The sequence below is a fragment of the Micromonospora sp. NPDC020750 genome (assembly GCF_044334565.1).
Classification (GTDB): domain Bacteria; phylum Actinomycetota; class Actinomycetes; order Mycobacteriales; family Micromonosporaceae; genus Micromonospora.
Genome location: NZ_JBIRTH010000004.1, coordinates 297,188 through 321,578, shown reverse-complemented (window position 1 = coordinate 321,578; position 24,391 = coordinate 297,188). Strand labels below are relative to the sequence as shown.

Sequence of the window (24,391 nt, the reverse complement as noted above, 5' to 3'; positions counted from 1 at the left end):
TTGGCATTAGGAGGCGACGGCGCCACCGGTGGCCGCGGTCGGGCGGCCCGGGTCCGCAAGGCGATGCGGGCCCGGGCCGACACGTTCGGCACCGGGGCCACCGGACGACGGAACTTCTCCGGTGGAGTCGCGGATGACCAGCTCGGTCTGGAGCATTACCTGTGCGGTGGTGCGACGGGCGCCGGCTGCCGTGCCCCGACCGGCGCCCCGCGGTCCCCGCGGCGCGTCGGTGTCCTGTTGCAACAGCATGTCGACGGCCGTCCGGCCGGCGGCCGCGGTAGGCGTGGCCACCGTCGTCAACTTGGGCCGGGTGAGCCGGCTCAGGGCGATGTCGTCGATACCGACGACGCTCACGTCCTGCGGCACCCGGACCCCGAGGGCGTCGAGCCCCTCGATCAGCCCGATCGCCATCAGGTCGTTGTAGGCCAGCACGGCGGTGACGCCGGCGCGCTGGACCTGTTCGGCCAGCGCGCCGCCGCCGTGCTCGGTGGGCGGGTTGGGCCCGAGAACGGTGAGTTCCGCGCCGCCGGCCCGCGCCGCGGCGGCGGCCGAGCGGCGGATCTCCCGGTTGGTCCACGAGCCGCGCGGCCCACCGAGCAGGGCGATCTCGGTGTGGCCGAGGCCGACCAGGTGCTCGATCGCGGAGCGGGCCCCCTGCCCGACGTCCATCATCACGCAGGGCAGGCCGGTCACCTGCCGGTTTATCACCACCAGCGGGACCTCGCGGCTGAGCTGCTCGATGAGGCTGTTGCTCATCCGGGGGCTGCACAGCAACACCCCGTCGACCTGCTTGGCGAGGGCGTGGACCAGTTCCTCCTCGGCCACCGGGTCCTCGTTGGTGTCGGCGACGAAGACGTGGTAGTCGCGGTGCCGGGCCTGCCCCTCCGCCGCCTTGATCAGCGGCGGGAAGAACGGGTTGGCGATGTCGGCGATGATCAGGCCGATGTTGTGGGTACGGCCGGTGATCAGGGCCCGCGCGGCGCGGTTGGGCCGGTAGCCCAGGTCCTCCGCGCAGGCCAGCACCCGGACCCGGGTCTCCGGGTTGACCAGGTGCGGTGCGGAGAACGTGCGGGAGACCGTGGAGATGTGCACGCCCGAGGCCCGCGCGACGTCCCTGATGGTGACTGGCACGGCGGCCCCTTCGTCCAGTGTGGTTGCGGTCACGTGGGTGCCGACAATTAATGCAAACGGTTGCTCCACTGTCAACGCTCCCAGATGACAGCCAGGTTTCGAGAGGTCACCCTCCATGCCCCGTTAAGCCGCCAAAGACGGGCAAACCACACGGGATTTGTTGACGTCGTTGACTCATGACGATCGATCGTGGTTTCTTCACTGCAAACCTTTGCAGTCTCATCCGGGAGGCGACGCGATGTCTTCGAGATCCGGTGAACGGACCCGTCACGCGGTGGTCGGCACCGGCGCCCGGGCCGAGATCTTCGTCCGGGCGCTGGTCCGGGACCACCCCGATACCGCCGAGCTGGTCGCGTTCGCCGACGTCAACCAGTCCCGGATGGACGCGCACAACCGATGGCTGGCCGAGCTGGGCCACCGGGGGGTGTCGACGTACCGGGCCGACGAGTTCGCCGCGATGCTGGCCAGGGAGCGCGTCGACACCGTGCTGGTCACCACGGTCGACGCCACCCACGACGAGTACATCGTGGCCGCCCTGCGCGCCGGCTGCGACGTGGTGTCGGAGAAGCCGATGACCGTCGACGCGCCGCGCTGCCGGCGGATCCTGGACGCGGTCGCCGAGACCGGCCGGCAGGTCACCGTCGCCTTCAACTACCGCTACAACCCGCTGCACGAGCAGTTGCGCCGGCTGCTGGCCGACGGGGCGGTGGGCGAGATCGGGTCGGTGCACTTCGAGTGGCTGCTCGACGTGCGGCACGGCGCCGACTACTTCCGGCGCTGGCACCGGGACAAGGCCAACTCCGGCGGGCTGATGGTGCACAAGGCCAGCCACCACTTCGACCTGGTCAACTGGTGGCTCGACGCCACCCCGGTCGAGGTCTACGCCGCCGGCCGGCTGTTCTTCTACGGCGACGCCGGCCGCCGGCACGGCTACGCCCGGAACTACGACCGGGCACACGACGCCCCGGACGCCACCGGCGACCCGTTCGCCCTGCGGATGGCCGAGCACCCCCGGCTGCGCGAACTCTACCTCGACTCCGAGGCCGAGGACGGTTACCACCGCGACCAGAACGTGTTCGCCCCCGGCGTCACCATCGAGGACGACATGGCGGTGCTGGCCCGCTACTCCTCCGGCGTGACCATGACGTACCACCTCACCGCCTACGCCCCCTGGGAGGGCTACCGGGTGATGGTCAACGGCAGCCGGGGCCGCGTCGAGTTGGAGGTCGTGGAGAGCGACTTCGTCAGCCCCGGGGCCGCCGGGGCGCTCAAGGGCGCGGCGCTGCACGGCGACGAGGCCGCCGCCGAGGGCGGCTCGGCCACCCTCACCCTGTGCCCGTTCTGGTCGCCGCCCCGGCAGATCGAGGTCGAGGGGTACACCCGGCAGGGCCACGGCGGCGCGGACGCCCGGATGACGAAGGTCCTCTTCGGCGGCGCGCCGGACCCGCTGCACCGGGCCGCCGGCGCCCGCGACGGGGCCCTTGCCCTGCTCACCGGCCTGGCCGCCAACCGGTCCTTCGAGACCGGGCAGGCCGTCCGGGTCGCCGACCTGCTCACCCTGCCCTGACCGACCGCGCCCGGAGCGCGCCGCCGCGGCCACCCCACCGGCCCCGGCCGGCCCCGCCGGTCCGCCCCGTTCGACCGACCGCACCCGAGGAGCCATCCGACGTGCCGACCACCTCCCGACCCGACCTGCTCCTCCCCGCCGACCCGGGCCTGCGCGCGCTGTCCCGACAGCTCCACGCGCTGGCGGCCGAGCAGCCGATCATCTCGCCGCACGGGCACGTCGACCCGGCGCTACTGGCCGAGGACCGGCCGTTCCCGGACCCGTCCCGGCTGATCATCGTGCCCGACCACTACCTGACCCGGATGCTGCTCAGCCAGGGCGTTCCCCCGGCGGACCTGGGCGTCCCGACGGTGGACGGCAGCCCCGTGGAGACCGACGGGCGGACGATCTGGCGGCGCTTCGTCGACGGCTGGCACCTGTTCCGGGGCACCCCGTCGCGGCTGTGGCTGGAGCAGACCCTCACCGAGGTCTTCGGGGTGGACACCCCGCTCTCCCCGGCCACCGCCGACGCCGTGTACGACGAGGTCGCGGCCCGGCTCGCCGAGCCGGAGTTCCGGCCCCGGGCGCTGTTCGACCGGTTCCGCATCGAGGTGCTCGCCACCACCGAGTCACCCCTGGACGACCTGGCCCAGCACGCCAAGCTCGCCGCCGACGGCTGGGGCGGCCCCGGCGGCAAGGTGATCACCACATTCCGGCCGGACAACGTCGTCGACATGGAGTTCGACAACTGGGCCGCCAACGTCGAGCGGCTCGGCGAGGTCTCCGGCGAGGACACCGGCACGTACGCCGGGTTCCTGGCCGCCCTGCGGCGACGCCGGGAGGCGTTCATCGCGGCCGGCGCCACCTGCTCCGACCACGGCCACCCGACCGCCCGCACCCTGAATCTGAGCGGGTCGGAGGCGGTGGCGCTGTACGAGCGGGGCCGGCGCGGGTCGGCCGACGCCGCCGACGCCGAGGCGTTCCGGGCGCACATGCTGCTGGAGTTCGCCCGGATGTCGCTCGACGACGGGCTGGTGATGCAACTGCACCCCGGTTCGGTGCGCAACCACAACCGCCAGCTGTACGCCCGGCACGGCCGCGACGTAGGCGGGGACATCCCCCAGGCCACCGAGTACCTGCACGCGCTCACCCCGCTGCTCGACGCGTACGGCAACGACCCCCGGCTGCGGGTGGTGGTCTACACCCTCGACGAGTACACCTTCACCCGGGAACTGGCCCCCCTCGCGGGTGGCTACCCGGCCCTGTACCTCGGCGCGCCCTGGTGGTTCCTCGACTCCCCCGAGGTGCTGCGCCGGTTCCGGGAGGCGGTCACCGAGACCGCCGGGTTCTACAACACGGCCGGGTTCGTCGACGACACCCGGGCGTTCTGCTCCATCCCGGTACGTCACGACGTGGCCCGCCGGGTGGACGCCGGCTTCCTCGCCCGGCTGGTCGCCGAGCACCGGCTGACCGAGGACGAGGCCGCCGAGACCATCGTCGACCTCGCGTACCGCCTACCCAAGAAGGTCTTCAAGATCGGCGAAAGGCTGGTCCCGGTGAGCGCGAGGAGTGCAGCGCAGCGGAGCCCCGCAGTCGCGAACGAAAGGCTGGTCCCGGTGAGCGCGAGGAGTGCAGCGCAGCGGAGCCCCGCAGTCGCGAACGAAAGGCTGGTTCCGTGAGCGTCACCATCACTTCCGTGGACGTGCACGACGTGCGCTTCCCGACCGCGGCGGCCGGCGACGGCTCGGACGCGATCAACCGGGGCGACTACTCGGCGACGTACGTCGAGCTGGGCACCGACGCCGGGCCGGTGGGCGCCGGGTTCACCTTCACCAACGGCCGGGGCAACGAGATCACCTGCGCGGCCGTGCGCGCCCTGGCCCATCACGTCCGGGGCAGGACGGTCGAGGAGATCGCCGCCGAGCCGGTGGCGTTCTGGCGCTCGCTGAGCGCCGACGCGCAGCTGCGCTGGCTGGGCCCGGAGAAGGGCGTCATCCACATGGCGACCGGCGCGCTGGTCAACGCCGTGTGGGACCTGCGGGCCAAGCTCGCCGGCAAGCCGATGTGGCGGTTCCTGGCCGAGCTGCCCACCGAGGACCTGGTGGCCAGCATCGACTTCCACCACATCACCGACGCGCTCACCCCCGGCGAGGCGGCCACCATCCTGGACAGGGGCAACGACGGGATGGCCGACCGACTCGCCCTGCTGGAGCGCGACGGGTTCCCGTCGTACACCACCTCCGTGGGCTGGCTGGGCTACCCCGACGACAAGGTCCGGGCGCTGACCCGCGAGGCGTACGCGCAGGGCTGGCGGGCGATGAAGATGAAGGTCGGCGGCCCGCCCGCCGACGACCTGCGCCGCGCCCGGATCATCCGCGCGGAGATCGGCTCCGACGCGCTGCTGATGATGGACGCCAACCAGGTGTGGGACGTCGACGAGGCGATCGCCAACATGACGGCGCTGGCCGAGGTGGACCCGTACTGGATCGAGGAGCCGACGCACGCCGACGACATCCTCGGCCACGCCCGGATCGCCCGCGCGGTGACCGGGCTGACCGGCGGGCGGTGCCGGGTGGCCACCGGCGAGGTGGCCGCCAACCGGGTGATCTTCAAGCAGCTGCTCCAGGCCGAGGCGATCGGCGTGATGCAGATCGACGCCTGCCGGGTCGGCGGGGTCAACGAGGTGCTCTCCGAGATCGTCATGGCCGCGAAGTTCGGGGTGCCGATCTGCCCGCACGCCGGCGGCGTCGGCCTGTGCGAGTACGTGCAGCACCTGGCGGTCTTCGACTTCCTGCGGGTCGGCGCCAGCCTCGACGGCCGGATGGTCGAGTACGTCGACCACCTGCACGAGCACTTCGTCGACCCGGTGCGCACCCGGGGCGGCCGGTACCTGCTGCCCGAGGCGCCCGGCTACAGCTCGACGATGCGTCCCGAGTCGATCGCGGAGTTCCGCTTCCCGGACGGCCCGGTATGGCGGTGACCGTGGGGGTGCCCCGGCTCGGGCTGGCCGCGCTGCGCCGGCTGCCCGAGGCGAGCCGGCCGCTGCTGCGCCCCGGAACCGTGCCCGCCGGCATCGTGCACCTCGGCCTGGGCGCGTTCCACCGCGCCCACCAGGCCGTCTACACGGAGGCCGCGATCGGCGCGGCGGGCGGCGACTGGGGCATCGTCGGGGTCGCCCCGCGCAGCACCGGACTGGTCGAGACGCTCGCCGCGCAGGACAACCTGTTCAGCGTGACCACCAGGGCCGCCACCGGCGACAACACCCGGGTGATCGGGTCGCTGGCCGGGGTCCGGCACGCCGCGAGCGACCCGGCCGGGATCGTGGCGCTGCTCGCCGACCCGGCGATCCGGGTGGTCACGCTGACCGTGACGGAGAAGGCGTACCAGCTCGACCCTGTCACCGGCCGGCTGCGCCCGGACCCGGCGCTCGCCGCCGACCTGGCCGGCGACGGGCCGCCCGGCACGGTGCCCGGCCTGCTGGTACGCGGGCTGGCCGCCCGGGCGGCGGCCGACGCCGGGCCGATCGCGCTGGTCAGCTGCGACAACCTGCCGTCGAACGGGGTCCGGCTGCGCGGCCTGGTCGAGCAGGCGCTGGCCCGCTCCGGCGTGTCGGAGCGGGCGCTCGGCTGGGTGGCCGCGAACGTCACCTTCCCCGGGACCATGGTGGACCGGATCGTGCCGGCCAGCACGGCGGACACGTTCGCCGTGGCCCGGCAGGCGCTGGGCTTCGCCGACCTGGCGGCGGTGGACGCCGAGCCGTACACCCAGTGGGTGATCGAGGACGCCTTCCCCGGCGGCCGTCCGGCGTGGGACCGGGCCGGAGCGGTGCTCACCGACGACGCCGGGCCGTGGGAGCGGCTGAAGCTGCGCGGCCTCAACGGCCTGCACTCGACCACCGCCTACCTGGGCGCCCTCGCCGGTCGGGAAACCGTCGCCGACGCGCTGGGGATCCCCGGCCTGACCGGGGTGCTGCGCCGCCTCGTCGCCGAGGAGGTGGCGGTCAGCTTCGCCCCGCCGGCCGGGGTGTCGGTGGTCGAGTACGGCGACGAGGTGCTGGGCCGCTTCGCCAACCCGGCGATCCGGCACCGCACCCTCCAGGTGGCCATGGACGGCTCGCAGAAGCTGCCCCAACGGATCCTGCACACCATCGCCGACCTGCGCGCGGCCGGCCGGCCGGCGCGCTGGTCCACGCTGGTGGTGGCCGCGTGGGCGCGGTTCGCCTGCGGGCACGCCGACGACGGCGGCGCGCTCCCGCTGGTCGACCCGCTCGCCGACCGGATCCGGGGCGCGCTGGCCACCGCCGGCGGCACTCCGGCCGGGGTGGTCGACGCCCTGTTCGGGTTGCGCGAGATCTTCCCCGCCGAGGTGGCCGACGACGACGAGGTGCGGGCCGACGTCACCGACTGGCTGGCCGCCCTGCACCGGCACGGGGTGGCCGCGACCCTGGCCGGTGCGGTGTGAGCGACGCCCGCCGGGGGTCCGCCCCGGGCGGCGCGGGCCGGTCCGTCGCCGCGTCGGCCGGGGGCCCGCCCCGGGTGGCGGTCATCGGGGCGAACGGGCACGGCCGCTGGCACCGCCGGGCGATCGCGCCGCTGCACGCCGCCGGCCGGGTCCGGCTGGTCGCCCTGGTCGACGTACGCCCGATCGAGGAGGAGCCGCACGCGCCGGTGCCGGCCGGCGCGGGGGTCTTCACCGACCACGCCGCGATGCTCGCCGAGGCGAAGCCGGACGTGGTGGTGGTCTGCACCCCGCCGCACACCCACCTGCCGATCGCGCTGGACGTGCTGGCCGCCGGGGCGGACCTGCTGCTGGAGAAGCCGCCGGTGCTGTCCACGGCCGAGCACCGGACGCTGACCGCCGCGCTGGCCGACACCGGCCGGTCCTGCCAGGTCGGCTTCCAGGCCCTCGGCTCGGCCGCGCTCGCCGAGCTGACGGCGGCGGTGACCGACGGGCGGCTCGGCACGGTCACCGGCATCGCCACGGTCGCGGCCTGGCGGCGATCGGACGGCTACTACGCCCGGGCCCCGTGGGCCGGACGACGGACGCTGAACGGCCGGCCGGTGCTCGACGGGGCGCTGGCCAACCCGTTCGCGCACGCGGTGATGCAGTGCCTGGCGGTGGCCGAGGCGGTCACCGGCGCGCCGGTGCAGCCGGCGGTGATCGAGCTGGAGCGCTACCGGGTCCGCCCGATCGAGGTGGACGACACGGCGGCCCTGCGGGTCGTCCCGCGCTCCGGGCCACCGATCATCGCCGCGGTGACCCTGGCCGGCGAGGACTTCGTCGCCGGTGAGGTGATCGTGACCGGCACCGCCGGCCGGGCGGTGCTGGAGTACCCGACGGACCGACTGGCGCTGCCCGGCGACGACGCGCCCCGGGAGGTGCCGGGGCGGCGTGGCCTGCTGGAGAACCTGCTGGATCACCGCGCCGACGGGACGCCGCTGATCGCACCGCTGGCCCGCACCGCGCCGTTCACCGCCGTGCTGGAGGCGGTCCGGGCCGCGCCCGAGCCGACCCTGCTCGGCGGCGATCTGGTGACCGCAGCCGGGGACGGGCCGGACCGGATGATGAGCGTCCGCGGTGTCAACGGGGCGCTGCGGCGGGCGGCCGGGTCCGGCGCGCTGTTGTCGGAGCTGGCGGTGCCGTGGGCGGTGCCGCCGGTACGCACCGAGCTGATGGAGGAGAAGCGCCCGTCACGGAAGCCGCCGCACCGACCAACCATTTCGGAGAGTCCCTGATGCGTCCACGCGTTCTCGGGGCGGCCCTGGTCGCCCTGTCCCTGCTCGTCGTACCGGGCGCGGCGGCGGCGGCCGGCGCCACCGCCCCGGTGCCCGACCCCGTCGAGCGGCTCGCCCGCCAGGCACTGCCGGCCGGCGACGGCTGGGCGGCCGACGGCGTCGGCACCACCGGCGGCTCGACGGCCGCCGCCGACCAGGTCCACCTGGTCCGCAGCCGGGCCGAGCTGGTCCGCGCCCTGGGCGGCGACAACGCCACCAACCGGACCAACGCCACCCCCAAGGTGATCGTCGTCGACGGCGTCGTCGACGGGTTCGAGGCCGACGACCGCAGCCTGCTCGACTGCGCCGACCTGGCCGACCCTGGGTACTCGCTGCCGGCCTACCTGGCCGCGTACGACCCGGCGGTGTGGGGCATGACGCCGCCGACCGGGGTGCTGGAGGCCGCCCGGGTGCGCTCGGTGGCGAACCAGACGCGGCAGACCCAGATCAACGTCGGCCCGAACACCACCATCCTCGGGCTGCGCGGGGCGACGCTGACCGGGCTGACCCTGATGGTCGACAGCGCCAGCAACGTGATCGTGCGGAACCTGACCTTCGACGACGCCCGGGACTGCTTCCCGGCGTGGTCGCCGACGGACGGCGCCACCGGCAACTGGAACTCCCAGTACGACCAGATTTCGGTACGGCGCAGCGAGCACGTCTGGGTCGACCACAACAGCTTCACCGACGGCGACAACCCGGACAGCGCCCAGCCGGTGCACTTCGGCCGGCCGTACCAGGTGCACGACGGGTCGCTGGACATCACCCACACCGCCAGCCTGGTCACCGCCTCGTACAACCGGTTCGTCGGACGGGACAAGCTGATGCTGATCGGCTCGTCGAACACGGTCGGGCCGGACGTCGGCCGGCTCAAGGTGACCCTGCGCCACAACCTGTTCGAGAGGGTGCTCCAGCGCCTGCCCCGGGTCCGGTTCGGCCAGGTCGACGTCTACAACAACTGGTACCGGCTGGCCGGCGGGGACTTCCAGTACGCCGTCGGCGTCGGGGTGCAGTCCGCGCCGTACGTGGAGAACAACTGGTTCACCCTCGGCGCGGGCCTCGCCGCCGAGGACCTGCTCTACGACTGGGGCGGCACCGCCGTCACCACCCGCGGCAACTGGGTCCGCGCCGACGGCGACCGGGCGCGTCCGGTCGACCTGGTGGCCGCGTACAACGCGACCCACGATCCCGACCTGGGCGTCGACTCCGGCTGGACGCCGGCCCTGCGCAGCGGCCAGGTGCTGCCCGCGCCCCTGGTCCCGCTCGTGGTCGGCGCGCTGGCCGGGGCGAACCGGCTGCCGCTGTAGCGACCCCCGGCGTGCCGGGGCGGCGAACATCCCTCTCGCCGCCCCCGGCACGCCGACCCCGGACACGCGTCCGGGGCGCAGGCGTCGGCACCGGCAGGGTCCGGCCCACGGCCTCATCCGGCCGCCCGGCGGGCGGCCCGGCGGTGCCGCCAGAGGCGGGCCACCACCAGCACCACCAGTAGGGCCAGCAGCGCCTCCCCGCCCAGTCCGAGGCGGCGCTCCAGCAGCCGGTACGAGGCTCCCGCCAGGTAGCCGAGCACCGCCACGGTCACCGCCCAGAGCACCCCGCCGCAGAGGTTGGCCAGGGTGAACGTGCCCCGTGGCACCCCGCTGAGCCCGGCGATCCCCGGCACGAGGGCGCGCAGCGCCGCCACCCAGCGGCCGAGCACCACCGCCACCGCGCCCCGGCGGCGGACCAGGTCCAGCGCCCGCCGCAGCTCCCCCGAGCGGGCCAGCCGGCGGGGCACGCGGGACAGCAGCCGGCGGCCGTACCGGCGGCCGATGAAATAGCCGGTCTGGTCGCCCAGCGCCGCCCCGGCCACCGCCGCGGCGGCCACCGCCCACAGCGGCAGCCGACCCGAGTGCGCGAGCGCTCCGCCGACCAGCACCGCGATCTCCCCCGGCACGAACAGCCCGAGGAAGGTGGACGCCTCCAGCGCGGGAAGCAGGAAGACCAGGGCGAGCACCAGCGCGGGCGGCGACGCCACCAGCACCGCGAACACCCGGTCCACCGGACCATTCTCCCCGCACGGCGGCGGCCCGTGACGCCGATCGCCGTTTCCAGCCGCCACCGACCCGGGCAGTCGCCGTCGCAAGGCCGACGAGGGGACCCACGGACGGTGAAGATCAGCTATAAGTGGTCCATGGACTTCCCGCCGTACCTGGCCACCATGCCGATGCACGCGATCACCGAGATCCACGGCGAGCCCGGCCTGCTGGAGCGGTTCCGGCTGGAGATCCGCGCGTTCGACTCCGACGCGCGGGCCCGGCTCACCGCCGCCCTCGACCTGGCCGCCGAGCTGCACCGCGACGACCGGCGGGTGCGCGAGCCGTACCTGAACCACCTGCTGCGGGTGGCGATCCGGATGATGCACCACTACCAGGTGCGTGACCTGGACGTGATCGTCGCCGGCCTGCTGCACGACGCGGTGGAGGACCACCCGGCGGAGCTGGCGGGCCTGACGGATGGCCACCCGGTCGAGCTGGCGGGCCGGGCGGGGGACCACCCGGCGGGACCGGCGATGGACAAGCCCACGGCGGGGCCGGAGGTCGTGGCCGGCGACCGCACGGCAGCGGCGCTGGCGGTGCTCGCAGCGCGGTTCGGCCCGCGGGTCGCGCGCCTGGTCGCCGCGGTCACCAACCCGGCGTACGACCCGGGGCGCGACCGGCACGCGCAGTACCGGGAGCACGTGGCGGTCAGCCTGGACCGGGAGCCGTGGGCCCGGGTCATCAAGGTCTCCGACTTCACCGACAACGGGGTCGGCGTGATCCACGCCGTCGGCCCGAAGGTGTTCTCCTTGGCGGCGAAGTACCGGCCGTTGGTGCCGGTCTTGCGGGAGCTGATCGCCCGGCCGGACACCCCGCTCGCACCGGCGGTGAAGGCGCACATCTTCAGCCAGCTCGACCTGGCCGAGGAGCGCTTCAGCGCGATCCTCGACCATCCGGTGAGCGCCACCTGAGGCCGACCCCGCCGGTCGAACTCGGCCACCACGGTTTGGGTGGCTCCGATGCCGCTTCGCGGCGACGTCGGTCAATGACGGGATTGCTCCCGTGACGAACGGCGACGGGTCAAGTCAGCACGGCTGGCGCGAGTTCCGATCCGGTCAGTCCCGCACGTGAAAGGAGCGTCAGTCCTGCTCGTCGAGGAGCGGGCGGAGTTGTTCCAACAACCGGGCCCGGCTGACATTGCGCGGCAGGTCCACCTTCAGGTCGATTCCGGGGCCCGTGACCGTCAGGGTCACCGAGGGGCGGGGGTCCCGCAGCCGCCAGTTGCGAATCGCGGCCACCAGGTCGCCCAACTGGGGCTGCAACGCGGCGAGTGCGGCAAGGTTCGCCAGCAGGCCCGTTCCTTCGACGGCGATGGTGATCGCCGACAGGTCACGAACGCCCTCGTACGGCAGGTCCAGTTCCTCGAAGACCTCGGCCGGCAGCAGCAGCTTGACTGTGGTCATTCCTCGCCTCTCACCAGGCCCGCGATCCGCTCGCGGGCGGCTTGGTCCAGTGGTTGCAGCGACGTCGACGCGACGGCGCCGCTGAAGAATCCCTGCACGTGGTGGATTCCCAGGTCGTAGATCTGCTTGAGGGTCACCGGCGCCGCGTCGTCGAACCCCTCCACGATGACGGCCCGGGGCGTGGGGGCCTGCCCGAGGTCGCTCGCGTGCCGGGACACCCGCGCCACCAACGCGAGTTCTTCCAGCGCCATCGGGTGGTGCAGCACCGCCCGGTCGACCTTGATCTGGGTCAGCGGCAGCTCCGCCATCCGGGCCAGCGAGGCGTACCCGACGCCGAAGTCGTCGACGGCGAAGCTGATCCGAAGCTCCCGGGCCAGCTCGGTGAGACGTCGGTGGAAGTAGAGCAGCGGTTCCTGCGGCCACCGCTCCCCCGGGCCGGGCTGGATCGCGTCCTGCTCGGAGATCTCCAGCGTGAGCGTTCGCGGATGCATGGCGGCTTCGGCGAGCGCCCGGCTCACCTGGTTGAGGTAGGAGTCGCTGAGCAGCGAGCGGACCGCGACGTTCACCGACAGCGGCTTGGTGCCGTGCCACGGGGCGTCCGCGTCCGCGGTGGCGTACGAGTGGATCGACTTGGCGAGCAGCAGCGAGTCGCGCTCAATGATGAAGCGGTCACCCCAGACGTACGCCATCTGTAGCGCGGCGAGTGGCGCGCGGAGTTCCTTGTCGCTGCGGCGCGCGAGGGCCTCGAAGCTGTGGATGCTCACTCCGGCCGGGCGCAGGTCCAGCTCCACGACGGGCTGGAACACCATGATCATGGAGTCGACCAGCTTCTGGTAGAGGCTGAACGCGTACTCGTACAGGTTCAGTGGCAGCCGACCGAAGGCGGTGCGCAGGGCGGTCACCACCTGCATCTCGGCCTGCAGCGGGTCGCCGAGGAGATTCGAGTCCCACAGGGCACGGAGCATGACGGCGAGCGGCTCGCCCATGTCGAGCAGCGCGACGGCGGGGTCGACGACGGTCAACGTGAGGATGCGATCGTCCTCGTAGGAGAGCGGCACGCAGAGCAGCCGCAGGCCGGCGTCGTTCGAGACGATGTGCCCGGGCATCGACGTGCGGTACCGGATCGCGTCGGCGGAGCTCAGTTCCAGCAGCGGTCGCAGCTCCTCCTTGTCGAAGCGGGCGGTGGAGTCGGCCACCCGGATGGCCGGGCCGGAGAACTCCACCACGGCCACGGAGGCCGCAGCCAGCGCGTGCCGGACGATCTCCACCCGCTCGGCGTGCCCGCGCTGCTGGGACGCCCGCATCGGGTGGGCCTCGGAACGGAAGACCCGACCGAGCAGCTGCACGATCGAGCTGGACTGGTCCTCAAGCGGGCTCTTGCAGGGCCGGGTGGTGCTGGGGTTGGCGGGCGAACTCTGCAACCGACGCTCGTGCCGCGAGGTGGGCGGCTGGACGAGCACGGTGGTCGGGCCCCACATGTGCACGAGTTGGACCGGTGGGGGTTCGAGCCCCTGCTCGGCCACGAACGCGGCCATCTGACCGAACGACACCCGGCCCCGGTCGTCGGCGGCGCCACCGCGAAGAGCGCTGAGCAGGTGGTAGGTAAGCACCCCGTGCCCGTGCTCCTCGTCCTCCCGCGCCGCCGCACCGTTACGGCAGGCCAGCAGCGCGCTGTGCCGGTCGACCCGGGTGCGGTAGGTCTGCATCGCCTCGGCGTGGCGCAGGTCGGCGTCCAGATAGATCCCGGCGTGGCAGCAGTCGAGGACGAGGAAGGAGGTGCCCGCGAAGGTCTCGAAAACGTCCCGCTTGAGGAAGGCCATCCGCAGGCCGTTGTCCGGCTCCCGGCGAAGGGCGTCCGGGTTGAGGTCCGCCGTGACGAGGTACGCGTCGAGCTGGGTGCTCCACTCGGGCACCAGCGCGTGGCCGGCGAAGTACACGAGCAGCACGTCGGAGGGGCCGGAGTCCAACGCCATCTCGCGAAGCCCGGCCTTGATCTCACGCCAGGTCGCCTCCGCGCCGACGTACATCTTGATGTCGGCGTCGTCGAAGGTGCCGATCTCCTCGTCGAGCAGCACCCCCCGGACGGCCTCGACATCGCGTTCCGCATATCGCAGGGCGGGCAGCCGAACGTCGCTCCCGCCCTGGTTGACCCCGATCAGAACCGCCCGCCGCCGGCTCGGCGCCATGCAGAACCCCCACTGGATGATCCGGCCGCGCTGACGAGACGGAATCGGAGCAGCGCTCAGGGCGAGGTTATCGGTTTCGACGAGCGTCCTTGATCCGACCGCCGAGTCAGATACCCGTCAATGGTTGAATCGGCCGGCGAGCAGCCCGCCTGCCGCCCGAGCGGACGGCCGATCGGAAGACTCAGCGGGCCGCGAACAGGTTCGGGGGCGGAGTGCGCGTCGACGCCCAGGTCTCCAGGGCCGCCCGGTCCACCAGCGCGATGTCGAGCTGCTTGGCCAGCCGCACGCCGTCGCCCGCCGTGAAGAAGCTGTTGGTCACGATCACGCAGAGCTGACCCCCGTGCACCTCGCGGCAGGTCCCCGCGAAGCGCTGGATGGCCGCGCTGCCCACCCGGTTGCGGATGCCCTGCCGCTTGCACTGCGCCACCACCCGCCGCCCGTCCGGCGCGACCGCCACGACGTCCGCGCCCCGGTCCCCCGACCCGCCTGTGACCGTAACCTGCCGGAACCCCGACGCCTCCAACAGCCGGGCGAACCACCGCTCGAACTCCGGCCCGGACATCGCGTCCGTCACCGCGATCAGCATGTCCCGCCGGGCCTGCTCAGCCCGCTGTCGTTCCTGCTCAGCCCGCTGTCGGGCCCGCTGCCTCGTGCGGGCGAAGAGCAACGCGGCGACGGCAAGGCCGACGACCGCCACCAGGAGGACCGACCAGTACGGGTGCCGCCGCACGAAGTCGACCGCCATGACCACGAGCACCAGCGCGAGCACGCCCCCGACGAGCAACGCCGCGCTCCCGGCACCTCCGCCGGACCGGCCACGGCGGGCCGCCCCGCCGCCGCGAGCGCGCCGCCGCTTGCGGTAGTGGGCCCGGACCCGGGCACCGTCGCGGCGGATGTGGGACTTCACGTACGGCATGCGGCACCTCCGACGGCGGGACACCAGCTTGCCGATCGACGGGGACAGATTTCACGCCCCGACGCCGGTTCTGTCGGCTACCCGTCACGCCGGCACCGACCTCGTCCGGCTACGGCTCCCGCATCCAGGTCTTCGGGTCGGTGACGAAGATGCCCTTGCCCTGGTGCCGTCGGATGACGCGCAACGCCTCAAGGCGCACGTAGACCATCTGGATCGTGGACGTGCCGACCTTGTAGTCCGCCGCCATCTGCGCGATCGGCGGCAGCTTGTCCTCGGGCTTGAGTTTGCGCGCCTTGACACCGGCAACGATGTCGTCGGCAATGCGGATGTAGTCGGGTGTTGTAGGCATGGCGCTCCTTGCGTGGCTCGCCAATTCGATCACGAAACGCCCATGAACGACAACAGCCCGTGGTTGACTTAAACGGCTAAGCCGTTACTGTTGCTTTCGGGTCGCTCCTCGCGTGGCAACGAGATCGGCTCATCCCCCGGTCGGGGCGGGCGCCCCCTGCCCGCCCCGACCCACCGGGCTGCTCTGCTGCCGTACCGCCGAACCGGGCTGCGGCGGCGGAGCGGGCGGGCCGTCCGTGGCCGGTGCGGACGGCCCGCCCTTCCAGACCCACCGCACGGACCCTGCATGCTTCCGTCTGCCTCGGAAAGGATCGTCGTGGCCCAGGTGTATCGAGGTGGCCAGCTCTACGGGACGGGCCGGCCGGCCCGGTTGACCCCACACGAGGTGCGTACCCGAGCGTTCGACCCGCGTCGGCGCGGCGTCGACGCGGATCAGGTACGCGAGTTCCAGACCCGGCTGGCCGACGAGCTGACCGAGCTGTACGAGGAGGTGCGGCTGCTCGTACAGGAGAACGACCGGCTCAAGCGGGCGCTACGCGACTGGCAGATCATGCACGCCCAGGAATGCCGCCCGCCGGAGCCGCGGCCACCCAACCGGGGCCGCTGGTAGCGATGCGCCCCTCCCCCGGCGACCTGCTGACCATCGACGGTCGGGCCTCGGTGCAGTTCGCCGGGGACCGGGCCCTCACCTTCCGCGTCGTGTCGGTTTCCGACCAGCCGACGTACCACGGCTGGATCTGGCTGACCGGCTACGTACTCGACCATCGCGGCCTGGCCACCGCCAAACGCGAGGTGTACGTCCAGCTCGCCGGCCTCCGGCCCGCTCTACCGCCGACACCGCATCCCCGCCGGACGGCACCACACGCCGTACGGGCGGGTTGACCTCCCCCTGGGGTTGGTCAGGCGGCGAGGGCGGCGTAGCGGCCGGCGTGGTCGAGCAGGCTGTCGTGCGTGCCGGACTCGACGATCCGGCCGTGGTCGAGGACGGCGATCTGGTCGGCGTCGCGCACGGTGGAGAGCCGGTGGGCGATCGTGATCGTGGTACGTCCCCGGGACAGCTCGTCGAACGCCCGTTGCACGGCGCGCTCGGTCTCGGTGTCCAGCGCGCTGGTGGCCTCGTCGAGGACCAGCACCCGGGGATCGCGCAGCAGGGTGCGGGCGATGGCGAGGCGCTGCTTCTCCCCGCCGGAGAACCGGTGCCCCCGCGAGCCGACCATGGTGTCGTACCCGTCGGGCAGGGCGACGATGAGATCGTGGATCTGGGCGGCGCGGGCCGCGTCGGTGATCTCGGCGTCGGTGGCGTCCGGCCGGGCGTACCGCAGGTTCTCCCGCACGGTGGTGTGCAGCAGGTACGTCTCCTGGCTGACCACGCCCACGACGGCGGCCAGGTCGGTCAGCCGCAGGTCGCGCAGGTCGATCCCGTCGATGGTGATCCGCCCGGCGGTGGGGTCGTGCAGCCGGCTGACCAGGGCGGCGAGGGTGCTCTTGCCGGAGCCGGTGTGCCCGACGAGAGCCAGGCCGGTGCCGGCCGGCACGTCGAGGGTGACCCCGGCGAGGGCGGCGGTGTCGCTGCCCGGGTACGTGAAGGTGACGCCCTCGACGCGGACGTGGCCGCGCACCCGGCGCGGGTCGATCTCGACCGGGCGCTCGGGGTCGTCGACCTCGACGGGGAGGTCGAGGTACTCGAAGATCCGGGCGAACAGCGCCATCGAGGCGGTGAGCGAGACACCCACGTCGAGCAGGCCCATGAGCGGCCGGAACAGCCCGCCCTGGAGGGCGGTGAAGGCGACCAGGGTGCCGATGCTCAGCGTGCCGGCGGTCCCGGGGAGGCCCGCGCCGAGGTAGATGAGCGCGGGGATCGCGGCGAAGATGACGCTCATCGAGGCCATCCGCCAGCGGCCGGCGAGGTCGGAACGCAGTTCCAGGTCGACCAGGCGGGCGGACGAGGCGGCGAACCGGTCGATGAGCGCGTCGCCCGCGCCGAGGGTCTTGCTGAGCTGCACGCCGCTGATCGACAGACCCTCCTCGATGGTGACGTTGAGGTCGGCCAGTTCGCGCTGCCGCTGCGCGGTGATCTCGCGACGCATCCGGGCGACCCGGCGGGTGAGCCAGATCGACGGGGGCAGCACGACCAGGGAGATCAGCGACAGCCGCCAGGACAGCGCCGCCATGGCGACGACGGTGGCGACGACCGTGGTGAGGTTCGACGCGATCGAGGTGGCGGTGGAGGTGACCACCGTCTGCATGCCGCCGATGTCGTTGGTGATCCGGGACTGCACCTCGCCGGTGCGGGTGCGGGTGAAGAACGCGATCGACTGGCGGTGCAGGTGGGCGAAGACGTCGGTGCGCAGCCGGTGCATGACCTGCTGGCCGACGCGGGTGGAGAGCCAGGTCTGGACCACGCCGAGGGCCGCGGTCACGACCGCGACGGCGACCATGCCGAGGACCAGCCGGACCAGCAGGGTCAGGTCGCGCTCCGGCAGGGCCCGGTCGATCACCGTACGCAGCAGGAACGGCGACGCCATGGCGACGACCGAGGAGACCACGATGATCGCGGTGACGGTGCCGAGCTGCCAGCGGTGCGGGGCGAAGAGCCGGCCGATGCGGCGCAGCGACACCTGCCTGGCCTGGGCCTTCTCGGCGGGGCTAACAGTGCGGGAGCCGCCCCGGCTCTCCCGGTGGGTGGGGGGTGCGTCCAAGGTTGTGCCTTCCGATGGGGGACGATGATGCTGAGGTTACCTCATCATGAGGTGACAACAGCAAGTGCTGCTACGGTATTCCGGTGACCGCCGACGACCGCGCACCCGGGCCGGCGCACCCCGCCGGGTCGGGCGAGAAGAGCACCGGAGCCGGCGACGAGGGCACCGGAGCCGGCGAGAAGAGCGCCGGAACGGGCGACGAGAGCGCGGGGATGCACGAGGAGAGCCCCGGTGAGCACGACGAGGGCCTGGCGGAGAGCTTCTGGGCCGTCGCCCGGCGGTTGCGCCACCTGTCCCGGCAGACCCTCGAACCGTGGGCGATCAACCCCGGGCACTCCCGGGCTCTGGGCGTACTGACCCGGCACGGCGCGATACGACTCAGCGCGCTCGCCGAGCACCTGCGCATCGCGCCGCGCTCCACCACCGAGGTGGTCGACGGCCTGGAGGAGCGAGGGCTGGTCGCCCGCCGCCCCGACCCGGTCGACCGGCGCGCCACCCTGGTCACGTTGACCGACGAGGGCACCCGGGTCGGCGCGGCGATCCGGGCGGCCCGGCACGCCGAGGCGGAACGCCTCTTCGGCGGGCTCAGCCCGACCGACCGGGCCCACCTGACCCGCATCCTGCGTACCCTGCGCGACTGACCTGCCGCCCGATTCAGCCGAACAGGATCGTCAAGCCGGGCGCGTGCAGACTCACACAGCGCCGCCGAGCCCGCTCGTCCGTGTGCCGCCACCAGTCCGGCTCGATGGACCGGCCGTCCGGCAGCACGTGCGTCGACGGTCCGTCAACCTGGACGAAGCCGCACGAGGCCAGCCAGCGCCCGCTGGCGACGTTGTCGGTCTCGCGGGCGGCGTGCAGCTCGGCGACACCGAGGTGCCGGTGGACGATCGCGCAGACCACATCGAGGGCTTCCCGGGCGTACCCCCGACGGCGGTGGTCGGCGACGACCCAGCCGCCGACCCACATCCGCCGGTCGGCGGTCACGGCCAGGGTGACGCTGACCGCCGGTCGACCGGTGATTCGCTCGCGGGCCACGAACATGGCGTACTCGCGGGTCCACACCGGGAGCGCGGGATCGATACCGTCAAGCGCGGCCACCTCGTCGGCAAGCGTGCGACCGTTGCGGTGGCGCGTTTCGTCGTCTTCCAGCGATGCCAGCTCACTCAGGTCGCGCACCCGGGCGACGGAGATGTCCAGCCGCGCGGACCGCACCCGGTGCACGGGGTCGCGTCGGCAGATCAGGCCGGGCACGCCCGACAGGGACAGTGCGGAGCGCAGGCGGGAAGACACGACGGGACCGTACGGGACCGGCGGCTCCGCGCCGATCGGCGCAACGGTTGATCTTCGGGTGCCCCCTTGGTCGGTCCGACGGACGGTTCACCGACCGCTGCGTTGCCCCCTGGCCCGGTCCGACGGGCGGTTCACCGACCGCTGCGGCGGTTGGCCAGGATGGCCAGGATCTCGGCGCGCACCCGGTCCGGCTCACGTACCAGCCTGCGGTGGGCGAAACGGACGACGAGGATGCCGCAGGTGGCCAGCAGCGCGTCGCGACGCAGGTCGATCTCCCGCTGCCCCGGCTCGCCGTGGGCGGTGGCCCCGTCCAGCTCGAAGTCGACCCGTTCCCGCTCGGCGTAGACGTCGAGGTACATGGTGCCCCTCGATCCGTACCCGGAACTGCCGCCGCAGGCGGGGCATCGCCGGGCCGGTGAAGACGTGGTCGTGCCCCCACACCTCCAGCGGGCTGCGGCAGCCGACGGCCAGCCGGTCCAGCAGCGCGCGCAGCTCGGCGCGGTGGGTGAGCCTAGGCGTCCCGGCGAGCGCCGACCGGACCCGGGCCGGGGTGGTCAGGCCGTCGTTGACGGCGCGGATCAGCGGGGCGGGACGGTCCACGGCCGGCAGCAGCGGCCAGGCGTCGACCAGCGCCCGTTCCAGCCGGACGACGGGCACGCCCCGGCGGTTCAGCGCGTGCGGAGGTGCGGGGCGGAACCCGCGCCGGTGGTGCAGCACGAGGTACGGCCGAGAACGCAGCCCCGACCCGTCCGGCACGTCGAGGTGCACCGGCTCCCCGTCGGGTTGCCCGCGTACGCCCCAGGCGTGCAGGGCCGTGGGCCCGCCGAGCGCTGCCCGCCCGTACCCGTACGCCAGCGCGGCGCGGTGCCGCAGCTCGGGCGGGAGCCAGGCCAGCGACGGGACGAGAGACGAAGCGGAGGGCGAGACGGAGTGCGGGACGGTTGGTGGGGCGAGCTGAGGGGCGTTGGGCGGGAGACCGGGCGGGGCGTTGGGCGGGGGTGCCAGCCGGGCGTCGACATACACGCCGGGCAGCACCCGAAGCAGGCTCCCTGCACCACAGGCCCGGCGCAACGTCCACTCCGGGACTACCTGGACGGCGGCGGCCCAGGTCAGCAGACCACCGTGCCGACGCGACAACTCACTGAGCTCACCGTTCACGCGGCTGACCGTGGCCCGCCCGCCCCCGCTTCCGCCACCCCGCACCACCGATCTGTGGACAACCCGCCCCGCTGTGGATGACGGCCCACAGGCCCCGGCGGAATGCTATGGAGATCGTCTGTCCTGTACCGGCGTCCCACCCGGCGTGTCGCGCCGGTGACCAGCAGACGATCAAGGGGGCCGCGAGGAAGCCGGCCGGAGGGCGGGGCGTAGGGGAGCTGGTCGGGGGTATGCCGTGGGGTGGATGTTGGTGGGCGGGTGGTGGTGGTTGGGGGTGGGTTCTCCGGGCTTGCCGCTGCGCTGGCGCTCGCCCGCGCGGGGTGGGACGTGCGGGTGGTGGAGGCCCGGGAGCGGGTGGGCGGGCGGACGCTGACCCGCTGGCTGCCCGACGGCACCCAGCTCGACCTGGGCGCACAGTGGCTCGGCCCCACCCAGGACCGGATGTACGCCCTGGTCGCCGAGTACGGCCTGACCACGTTCCCGTCGGCGGCCCTCGGCGCGCCGGTGCTGCGCTGGGACGGGGAGCGCCGCCCAGAGCCGCCGGAGTCCACCGGGCGGGTGCTGGCCCGGCTCGACGCCCTCGCCGCGCGGCTCGATCCGGCGGCGCCCTGGCTGGCTGCCGAGGCGCCCGAGTGGGACCGGCTGCCGTTGTCCGGTTGGCTGGCCGAGGCCGCAGGTGATCCGGCGGGCGCCCGGTACCTGGGCCGACTGCTGGCCGGCGGCCTGCTCGCCACGGGCCCGGACGAGATCTCCCTGCTCCAGATGCTGTTCTACCTGCGCAGCGGCGGTGGCAGCGCCCTGCTGCTGGGGATGGCCGGCGGGGCGCAGCAGGACCGCGTGGTGGGCGGCCCGGCGGCGCTGGCCGAACGGATGGCGCAGCGGCTGGCGGCCACCGTGGGGCCGGGGGCGCTGTGCCTGGGCGCGCCGGTGACGGTGATCGCGCAGGACGTCGGCGGGGTGCTGGTGCGCACCGACCGGGACGCGTACCCCGCCGACGCGGCGGTGGTCGCCGTGGCCCCGGCGTTGGCCGGCCGGATCCGGTACGACCCGCCGCTGCCGGCGCTGCGCGACGGGTTGACCCAGCGGATGCCGATGGGTTCGGCGGTGAAGGTGCACGCGCTCTACCCGGAGCCGTTCTGGCGTGCTGGCGGGCTCTCCGGCGTCGGCACGAGTGCGACCGGTCCGGTGACCGAGACGGTGGACAACGGCACCCCGGACTCGCCGCGCGGGGTGCTGACCGCGTTCAGCTACGGCGACGAGGCGCGTGAGCTGCGCGGGATGTCCCCGGACGCCCGGCGCGCGGCGGTGCTGGACGCGCTGGTGGCCATGGTCGGCCCGGAAGCCGCCCGCCCGGACGGGTTCGTCGAGTACGACTGGTCGGCCGACCCGTACACCCGGGGGTGTTTCTGCGGGGTGTTGGCCCCCGGCTCGTGGCGCGGCTACGGGCCGGCGCTGCGCCCGCCGGTGGGGCGGGTGCACTGGGCGGGCACCGAGACGGCGGTCGGCTGGACGGGCTACCTGGAGGGGGCGGTGCGCGCGGGTGAACGGGCGGCGGCCGAGGTGACCGCCGGGACCACGGAAACTCGGCGGCGCGGTGTCGGGGGCGCAGGGCAGACTGTCGGCCATGTCGCCTCGATCCGTCGCCGACCTGGTGGCCCTGCACCGCGCCGGTGAGCCGGTGAAGTACCTGCACTTCTGGGGTCACCGGCCCCAGCGGAACGGCGCTGTCGGGCCGGGCTGCCTGAGCCAGTGGTGGCCCGCGCCGTTCACCGTGGACGGTCGGGTCTTCCACACCGCCGAGCACTGGATGATGTGGCGCAAGGCCGCCCTCTTCGGCGACGATCCGGTGGCGGAGCAGGTCCTCGCCGCCGGGCACCCGCAGCGGGCCAAGGCCCTCGGCCGCCGGGTCCGCGGCTTCGACGAGGCCGTCTGGGCGGTTCACCGGTACGACGTCGTGGTCGCCGGCAGCGTCGCCAAGTTCGCCCAGCACGCCGACCTGCGCGCGTACCTGCTGGCCACCGGCAACCGGGTGCTGGTCGAGGCGAGCCCGGCGGACCGGGTGTGGGGCGTCGGCCTGGCCGCGGACGACCCCGCCGTCGAGAACCCGGCCCGCTGGCGGGGCGACAACCTGCTCGGATTCGCCCTGATGGACGCCCGGGCGGCCCTGCGCACCTGATCCGGGCGGCCGTCGCCGGATCCCAGGCAGCCAGCGCCCGACCCGGCCCGATCAGCGCCCGACCCGGCCCGACCAGCGCCCCGCCCCGACCCGCCCCAGCCCCCGCACGAGGGCCGGGCCGGCGAGCCCCTGGATCGACCGCCCGCCCCGATCACACCGATCGTCCCACCGCACGGATCGTCCAGGCCGCAGTGATCGTCCAGGCCGCTACCTCAAGGACGTCGGCGGTCAGGCCCGGCGCTGGTCGTGCGGGACGGTGACGGTGACGGAGCAGCCCACCGGGCGGCCGATCTCGTCGTGGCCGGCGTACCGCAGGGTGTAGACCCGGTCCCCGCCGTTGCCGGCGCGCTCGGCGCGCAGCCGGCCGGCGGTGTCCGGGGCGCCGATGACGAACCCGGCGACGTCGGCGGCGTCGCCGCCGGTCACCTCGGCCAGGGCGAAGGCGCGCGGGCCGAGCACCCCGTCGGGGAGGTCGACGGTCACGGCGATGTCGACCATCTTGTGGTTCGGCGGCCAGAGCACGGGCCGGTCCACCGCGCAGTCCAGCTCCCGGGTGGGCAGCGGCGCGGGCAGGGCGGCCACGGCGTGCCCGATCGTCGCGGTGAGCCGGCCACCGGCCTCGTAGTACATGTGCGCGGTGCGCCCGTCGAAGTAGAACGTCGGCGCGGCGGAGCGGCCGAGGTCCGGGGCCTCGGCCAGGGAGTCGTGCACGACCCCGAGGTGCACCTCCCGGTCGAGGTTCTCGCCGACGTCGACGGCGTGCATGTTGCCGTCGGCGGCGTGGAAGATCACCAGGTTGCGGCCCTGCCAGCGCAGGAAGAACGGCCCGGAGGCGTTCGGCCCCTCGATGCCCTGCGGGGTCACCATGGGCTCCGGCTGGACCGTCCACGTACGAGCGTCGTTCGACACCGCCCAGCGGATGCGCCGGGACACCGGGCCGGTCGGGCCGGGCAACGCGGCCGTGGGGTTGTCCATGAACAGCATCAGGTACCGGGTGCCGAGCCGGGGCACCGACTGCTCGAAGACCCGGGCGTAGGAGGTCTCCCCGCCGGTGCTGTCGTCCCGGCTGATCGCGGTGCCGCCGTAGTCGAAGTGGACGCCGTCGGTGGAGGTGGCGTACCGGGTGATCGAGTTCTCGCCGTGGAAGTAGAGGAACAGCTTGCCCTCGCCCTCGACCCACACCGCGTGCGGCGAGGAGATGTGGCTGACCGTCGGGTAGTGCGGCAGCCAGGTGTTGCCGATCAGCGGGTTGGCCGCGTACTCGGTCCACGGGCCGTCGATCGAGTCGGAGTAGGCCAGGGAGATGCCGCCGGGCCGCTCGTGCGGGGCGTAGTACAGGTAGTACTCGCCCAGCGGGTCGGCGAAGTAGTCGGCGGCCCGGATGAGGCTGGGGAAGATGAACTCGTTGGTCGGGTTGTAGGAGAGCTGGCTCTTGTCGAACGCGGTCCCCGCGTAGCTGAACCGCGGGAAGTCGAACTCCGGGCCGCTCGCGGCGGCGGGGGCGGCGGCGGTGGCGGCGACCAGCAGGCCGACGCCGGCCAGCGCGACGGCGGCGCGGCGGGGAGGGGACCCGAACGGGTGTGTCATGTCGTCTTCTCATCTCTGCGGTGGGGGCGTTCGGGCGGTAGGCGGCTTTCGTCGCCGGTGGGCGGCCGGCGGCGTGGGAACCCGCGCCTCGACCGGGCACCC

General features: G+C 73.6%; 22 protein-coding genes. 12 read left to right on the top strand and 10 right to left on the bottom strand.

The window, feature by feature from the left end; translation table 11 throughout:
- Positions 1-6: 6 nt before the first annotated feature.
- Positions 7-1,131 carry a LacI family DNA-binding transcriptional regulator gene (locus ACH4T9_RS15320; protein ID WP_396672775.1) on the bottom strand — a complete coding sequence of 375 codons (1,125 nt, stop codon included), beginning with the start codon at positions 1,129-1,131 and terminating at the stop codon, positions 7-9.
- A 238-nt stretch (positions 1,132-1,369) separates the two neighbouring features.
- Between ACH4T9_RS15320 and ACH4T9_RS15315 the strand changes: the two genes are divergently transcribed.
- The 6 genes from ACH4T9_RS15315 to ACH4T9_RS15290 all read left to right on the top strand — a co-directional run bounded on the left by ACH4T9_RS15315 (position 1,370) and on the right by ACH4T9_RS15290 (position 9,758).
- Positions 1,370-2,698, top strand: coding sequence for a Gfo/Idh/MocA family protein (locus ACH4T9_RS15315; RefSeq protein ID WP_396672776.1), 1,329 nt, complete (start codon positions 1,370-1,372; stop codon positions 2,696-2,698).
- A gap of 101 nt (positions 2,699-2,799) precedes the next feature.
- Complete coding sequence (gene uxaC / locus ACH4T9_RS15310; protein ID WP_396672777.1) at positions 2,800-4,356, top strand: glucuronate isomerase; 1,557 nt, start codon at positions 2,800-2,802, stop codon at positions 4,354-4,356.
- Positions 4,353-5,657, top strand: coding sequence for an enolase C-terminal domain-like protein (locus tag ACH4T9_RS15305; RefSeq protein WP_396672778.1), 1,305 nt, complete (start codon positions 4,353-4,355; stop codon positions 5,655-5,657). The genes uxaC and ACH4T9_RS15305 overlap by 4 nt, the downstream gene beginning before the upstream one ends.
- Positions 5,648-7,138, top strand: a complete 1,491-nt coding sequence (locus ACH4T9_RS15300; protein ID WP_396672779.1) for a mannitol dehydrogenase family protein — start codon at positions 5,648-5,650, stop codon at positions 7,136-7,138. Before ACH4T9_RS15305 ends, ACH4T9_RS15300 begins: the two co-directional genes overlap by 10 nt.
- Positions 7,135-8,412: a Gfo/Idh/MocA family protein gene (locus ACH4T9_RS15295; RefSeq protein WP_396672780.1), complete on the top strand. Its 1,278-nt coding sequence runs from the start codon at positions 7,135-7,137 to the stop codon at positions 8,410-8,412. The genes ACH4T9_RS15300 and ACH4T9_RS15295 overlap by 4 nt, the downstream gene beginning before the upstream one ends.
- Positions 8,412-9,758, top strand: a complete 1,347-nt coding sequence (locus tag ACH4T9_RS15290; RefSeq protein ID WP_396672781.1) for a polysaccharide lyase family 1 protein — start codon at positions 8,412-8,414, stop codon at positions 9,756-9,758. The genes ACH4T9_RS15295 and ACH4T9_RS15290 overlap by 1 nt, the downstream gene beginning before the upstream one ends.
- Before the next feature lie 113 nt (positions 9,759-9,871).
- Here ACH4T9_RS15290 and ACH4T9_RS15285 read toward each other — a convergent pair whose 3' ends face one another.
- The gene (locus ACH4T9_RS15285) at positions 9,872-10,489 is read right to left on the bottom strand and encodes a DedA family protein (RefSeq protein ID WP_396672782.1); all 618 of its coding nucleotides are present in this window, start codon (positions 10,487-10,489) and stop codon (positions 9,872-9,874) included.
- Between the two features lie 132 nt (positions 10,490-10,621).
- On the opposite strand from ACH4T9_RS15285, the gene ACH4T9_RS15280 reads away from it, so the two are divergent.
- The gene (locus ACH4T9_RS15280) at positions 10,622-11,437 is read left to right on the top strand and encodes a phosphohydrolase (protein ID WP_396673052.1); all 816 of its coding nucleotides are present in this window, start codon (positions 10,622-10,624) and stop codon (positions 11,435-11,437) included.
- Positions 11,438-11,605: 168 nt separating this feature from the next.
- Here the strand turns inward: ACH4T9_RS15280 and ACH4T9_RS15275 are convergent, their stop codons facing one another.
- The 4 genes from ACH4T9_RS15275 to ACH4T9_RS15260 form a co-directional block, all read right to left on the bottom strand.
- Entirely contained in the window at positions 11,606-11,929 is a 324-nt protein-coding gene (locus tag ACH4T9_RS15275; protein WP_396672783.1) for a hypothetical protein, read from the bottom strand.
- Positions 11,926-14,115 carry an EAL domain-containing protein gene (locus ACH4T9_RS15270; RefSeq protein ID WP_396672784.1) on the bottom strand — a complete coding sequence of 730 codons (2,190 nt, stop codon included), beginning with the start codon at positions 14,113-14,115 and terminating at the stop codon, positions 11,926-11,928. The genes ACH4T9_RS15275 and ACH4T9_RS15270 overlap by 4 nt, the downstream gene beginning before the upstream one ends.
- Before the next feature lie 181 nt (positions 14,116-14,296).
- Positions 14,297-15,031 (bottom strand): restriction endonuclease, encoded by a 735-nt coding sequence (locus ACH4T9_RS15265; RefSeq protein ID WP_396672785.1) that lies wholly within the window; start codon positions 15,029-15,031, stop codon positions 14,297-14,299.
- A 109-nt stretch (positions 15,032-15,140) separates the two neighbouring features.
- Positions 15,141-15,380, bottom strand: coding sequence for a winged helix-turn-helix domain-containing protein (locus tag ACH4T9_RS15260; RefSeq protein WP_396672786.1), 240 nt, complete (start codon positions 15,378-15,380; stop codon positions 15,141-15,143).
- A gap of 315 nt (positions 15,381-15,695) precedes the next feature.
- Between ACH4T9_RS15260 and ACH4T9_RS15255 the strand changes: the two genes are divergently transcribed.
- On the top strand, positions 15,696-15,989 hold the full coding sequence (locus tag ACH4T9_RS15255) for a DivIVA domain-containing protein (protein WP_396672787.1): 294 nt from the start codon (positions 15,696-15,698) through the stop codon (positions 15,987-15,989).
- Between the two features lie 2 nt (positions 15,990-15,991).
- Positions 15,992-16,261, top strand: coding sequence for a hypothetical protein (locus ACH4T9_RS15250; protein WP_396672788.1), 270 nt, complete (start codon positions 15,992-15,994; stop codon positions 16,259-16,261).
- A gap of 17 nt (positions 16,262-16,278) precedes the next feature.
- Here the strand turns inward: ACH4T9_RS15250 and ACH4T9_RS15245 are convergent, their stop codons facing one another.
- Positions 16,279-17,997, bottom strand: a complete 1,719-nt coding sequence (locus ACH4T9_RS15245) for an ABC transporter ATP-binding protein (RefSeq protein ID WP_396672789.1) — start codon at positions 17,995-17,997, stop codon at positions 16,279-16,281.
- Between the two features lie 293 nt (positions 17,998-18,290).
- Here ACH4T9_RS15245 and ACH4T9_RS15240 point away from each other — a divergent pair, with 293 nt between their 5' ends.
- Complete coding sequence (locus tag ACH4T9_RS15240; RefSeq protein ID WP_396673053.1) at positions 18,291-18,719, top strand: MarR family winged helix-turn-helix transcriptional regulator; 429 nt, start codon at positions 18,291-18,293, stop codon at positions 18,717-18,719.
- A gap of 13 nt (positions 18,720-18,732) precedes the next feature.
- Here the strand turns inward: ACH4T9_RS15240 and ACH4T9_RS15235 are convergent, their stop codons facing one another.
- Positions 18,733-19,368: a GNAT family N-acetyltransferase gene (locus ACH4T9_RS15235; RefSeq protein WP_396672790.1), complete on the bottom strand. Its 636-nt coding sequence runs from the start codon at positions 19,366-19,368 to the stop codon at positions 18,733-18,735.
- Positions 19,369-19,499: 131 nt separating this feature from the next.
- Positions 19,500-19,727, bottom strand: coding sequence for a DUF559 domain-containing protein (locus ACH4T9_RS15230; protein ID WP_396672791.1), 228 nt, complete (start codon positions 19,725-19,727; stop codon positions 19,500-19,502).
- A 1,057-nt stretch (positions 19,728-20,784) separates the two neighbouring features.
- Here ACH4T9_RS15230 and ACH4T9_RS15225 point away from each other — a divergent pair.
- Both ACH4T9_RS15225 and ACH4T9_RS15220 read left to right on the top strand, forming a co-directional pair.
- A complete protein-coding gene (locus ACH4T9_RS15225) occupies positions 20,785-22,200 on the top strand; it encodes a flavin monoamine oxidase family protein (RefSeq protein WP_396672792.1) in 1,416 nt (471 codons plus the stop codon).
- Complete coding sequence (locus ACH4T9_RS15220; protein WP_396672793.1) at positions 22,151-22,702, top strand: NADAR family protein; 552 nt, start codon at positions 22,151-22,153, stop codon at positions 22,700-22,702. Before ACH4T9_RS15225 ends, ACH4T9_RS15220 begins: the two co-directional genes overlap by 50 nt.
- A 228-nt stretch (positions 22,703-22,930) precedes the next feature.
- Here the strand turns inward: ACH4T9_RS15220 and ACH4T9_RS15215 are convergent, their stop codons facing one another.
- Positions 22,931-24,289: a hypothetical protein gene (locus ACH4T9_RS15215; RefSeq protein WP_396672794.1), complete on the bottom strand. Its 1,359-nt coding sequence runs from the start codon at positions 24,287-24,289 to the stop codon at positions 22,931-22,933.
- Positions 24,290-24,391: the final 102 nt, after the last annotated feature.

Excerpts from the sequence above, each read along its gene's own strand:
- ACH4T9_RS15315 (WP_396672776.1), top strand. The coding sequence starts at position 1,370 with ATGTCTTCGAGATCCGGTGAACGGACCCGTCACGCGGTGGTCGGCACC.
- ACH4T9_RS15300 (WP_396672779.1), top strand. The coding sequence starts at position 5,648 with ATGGCGGTGACCGTGGGGGTGCCCCGGCTCGGGCTGGCCGCGCTGCGC.
- ACH4T9_RS15290 (WP_396672781.1), top strand. The coding sequence starts at position 8,412 with ATGCGTCCACGCGTTCTCGGGGCGGCCCTGGTCGCCCTGTCCCTGCTC.
- ACH4T9_RS15280 (WP_396673052.1), top strand. The coding sequence starts at position 10,622 with ATGGACTTCCCGCCGTACCTGGCCACCATGCCGATGCACGCGATCACC.
- ACH4T9_RS15275 (WP_396672783.1), bottom strand. The coding sequence starts at position 11,929 with ATGACCACAGTCAAGCTGCTGCTGCCGGCCGAGGTCTTCGAGGAACTG.
- ACH4T9_RS15270 (WP_396672784.1), bottom strand. The coding sequence starts at position 14,115 with ATGGCGCCGAGCCGGCGGCGGGCGGTTCTGATCGGGGTCAACCAGGGC.
- ACH4T9_RS15265 (WP_396672785.1), bottom strand. The coding sequence starts at position 15,031 with ATGCCGTACGTGAAGTCCCACATCCGCCGCGACGGTGCCCGGGTCCGG.
- ACH4T9_RS15260 (WP_396672786.1), bottom strand. The coding sequence starts at position 15,380 with ATGCCTACAACACCCGACTACATCCGCATTGCCGACGACATCGTTGCC.
- ACH4T9_RS15250 (WP_396672788.1), top strand. The coding sequence starts at position 15,992 with ATGCGCCCCTCCCCCGGCGACCTGCTGACCATCGACGGTCGGGCCTCG.
- ACH4T9_RS15240 (WP_396673053.1), top strand. The coding sequence starts at position 18,291 with ATGCACGAGGAGAGCCCCGGTGAGCACGACGAGGGCCTGGCGGAGAGC.
- ACH4T9_RS15230 (WP_396672791.1), bottom strand. The coding sequence starts at position 19,727 with ATGTACCTCGACGTCTACGCCGAGCGGGAACGGGTCGACTTCGAGCTG.
- ACH4T9_RS15220 (WP_396672793.1), top strand. The coding sequence starts at position 22,151 with ATGTCGCCTCGATCCGTCGCCGACCTGGTGGCCCTGCACCGCGCCGGT.
- ACH4T9_RS15215 (WP_396672794.1), bottom strand. The coding sequence starts at position 24,289 with ATGACACACCCGTTCGGGTCCCCTCCCCGCCGCGCCGCCGTCGCGCTG.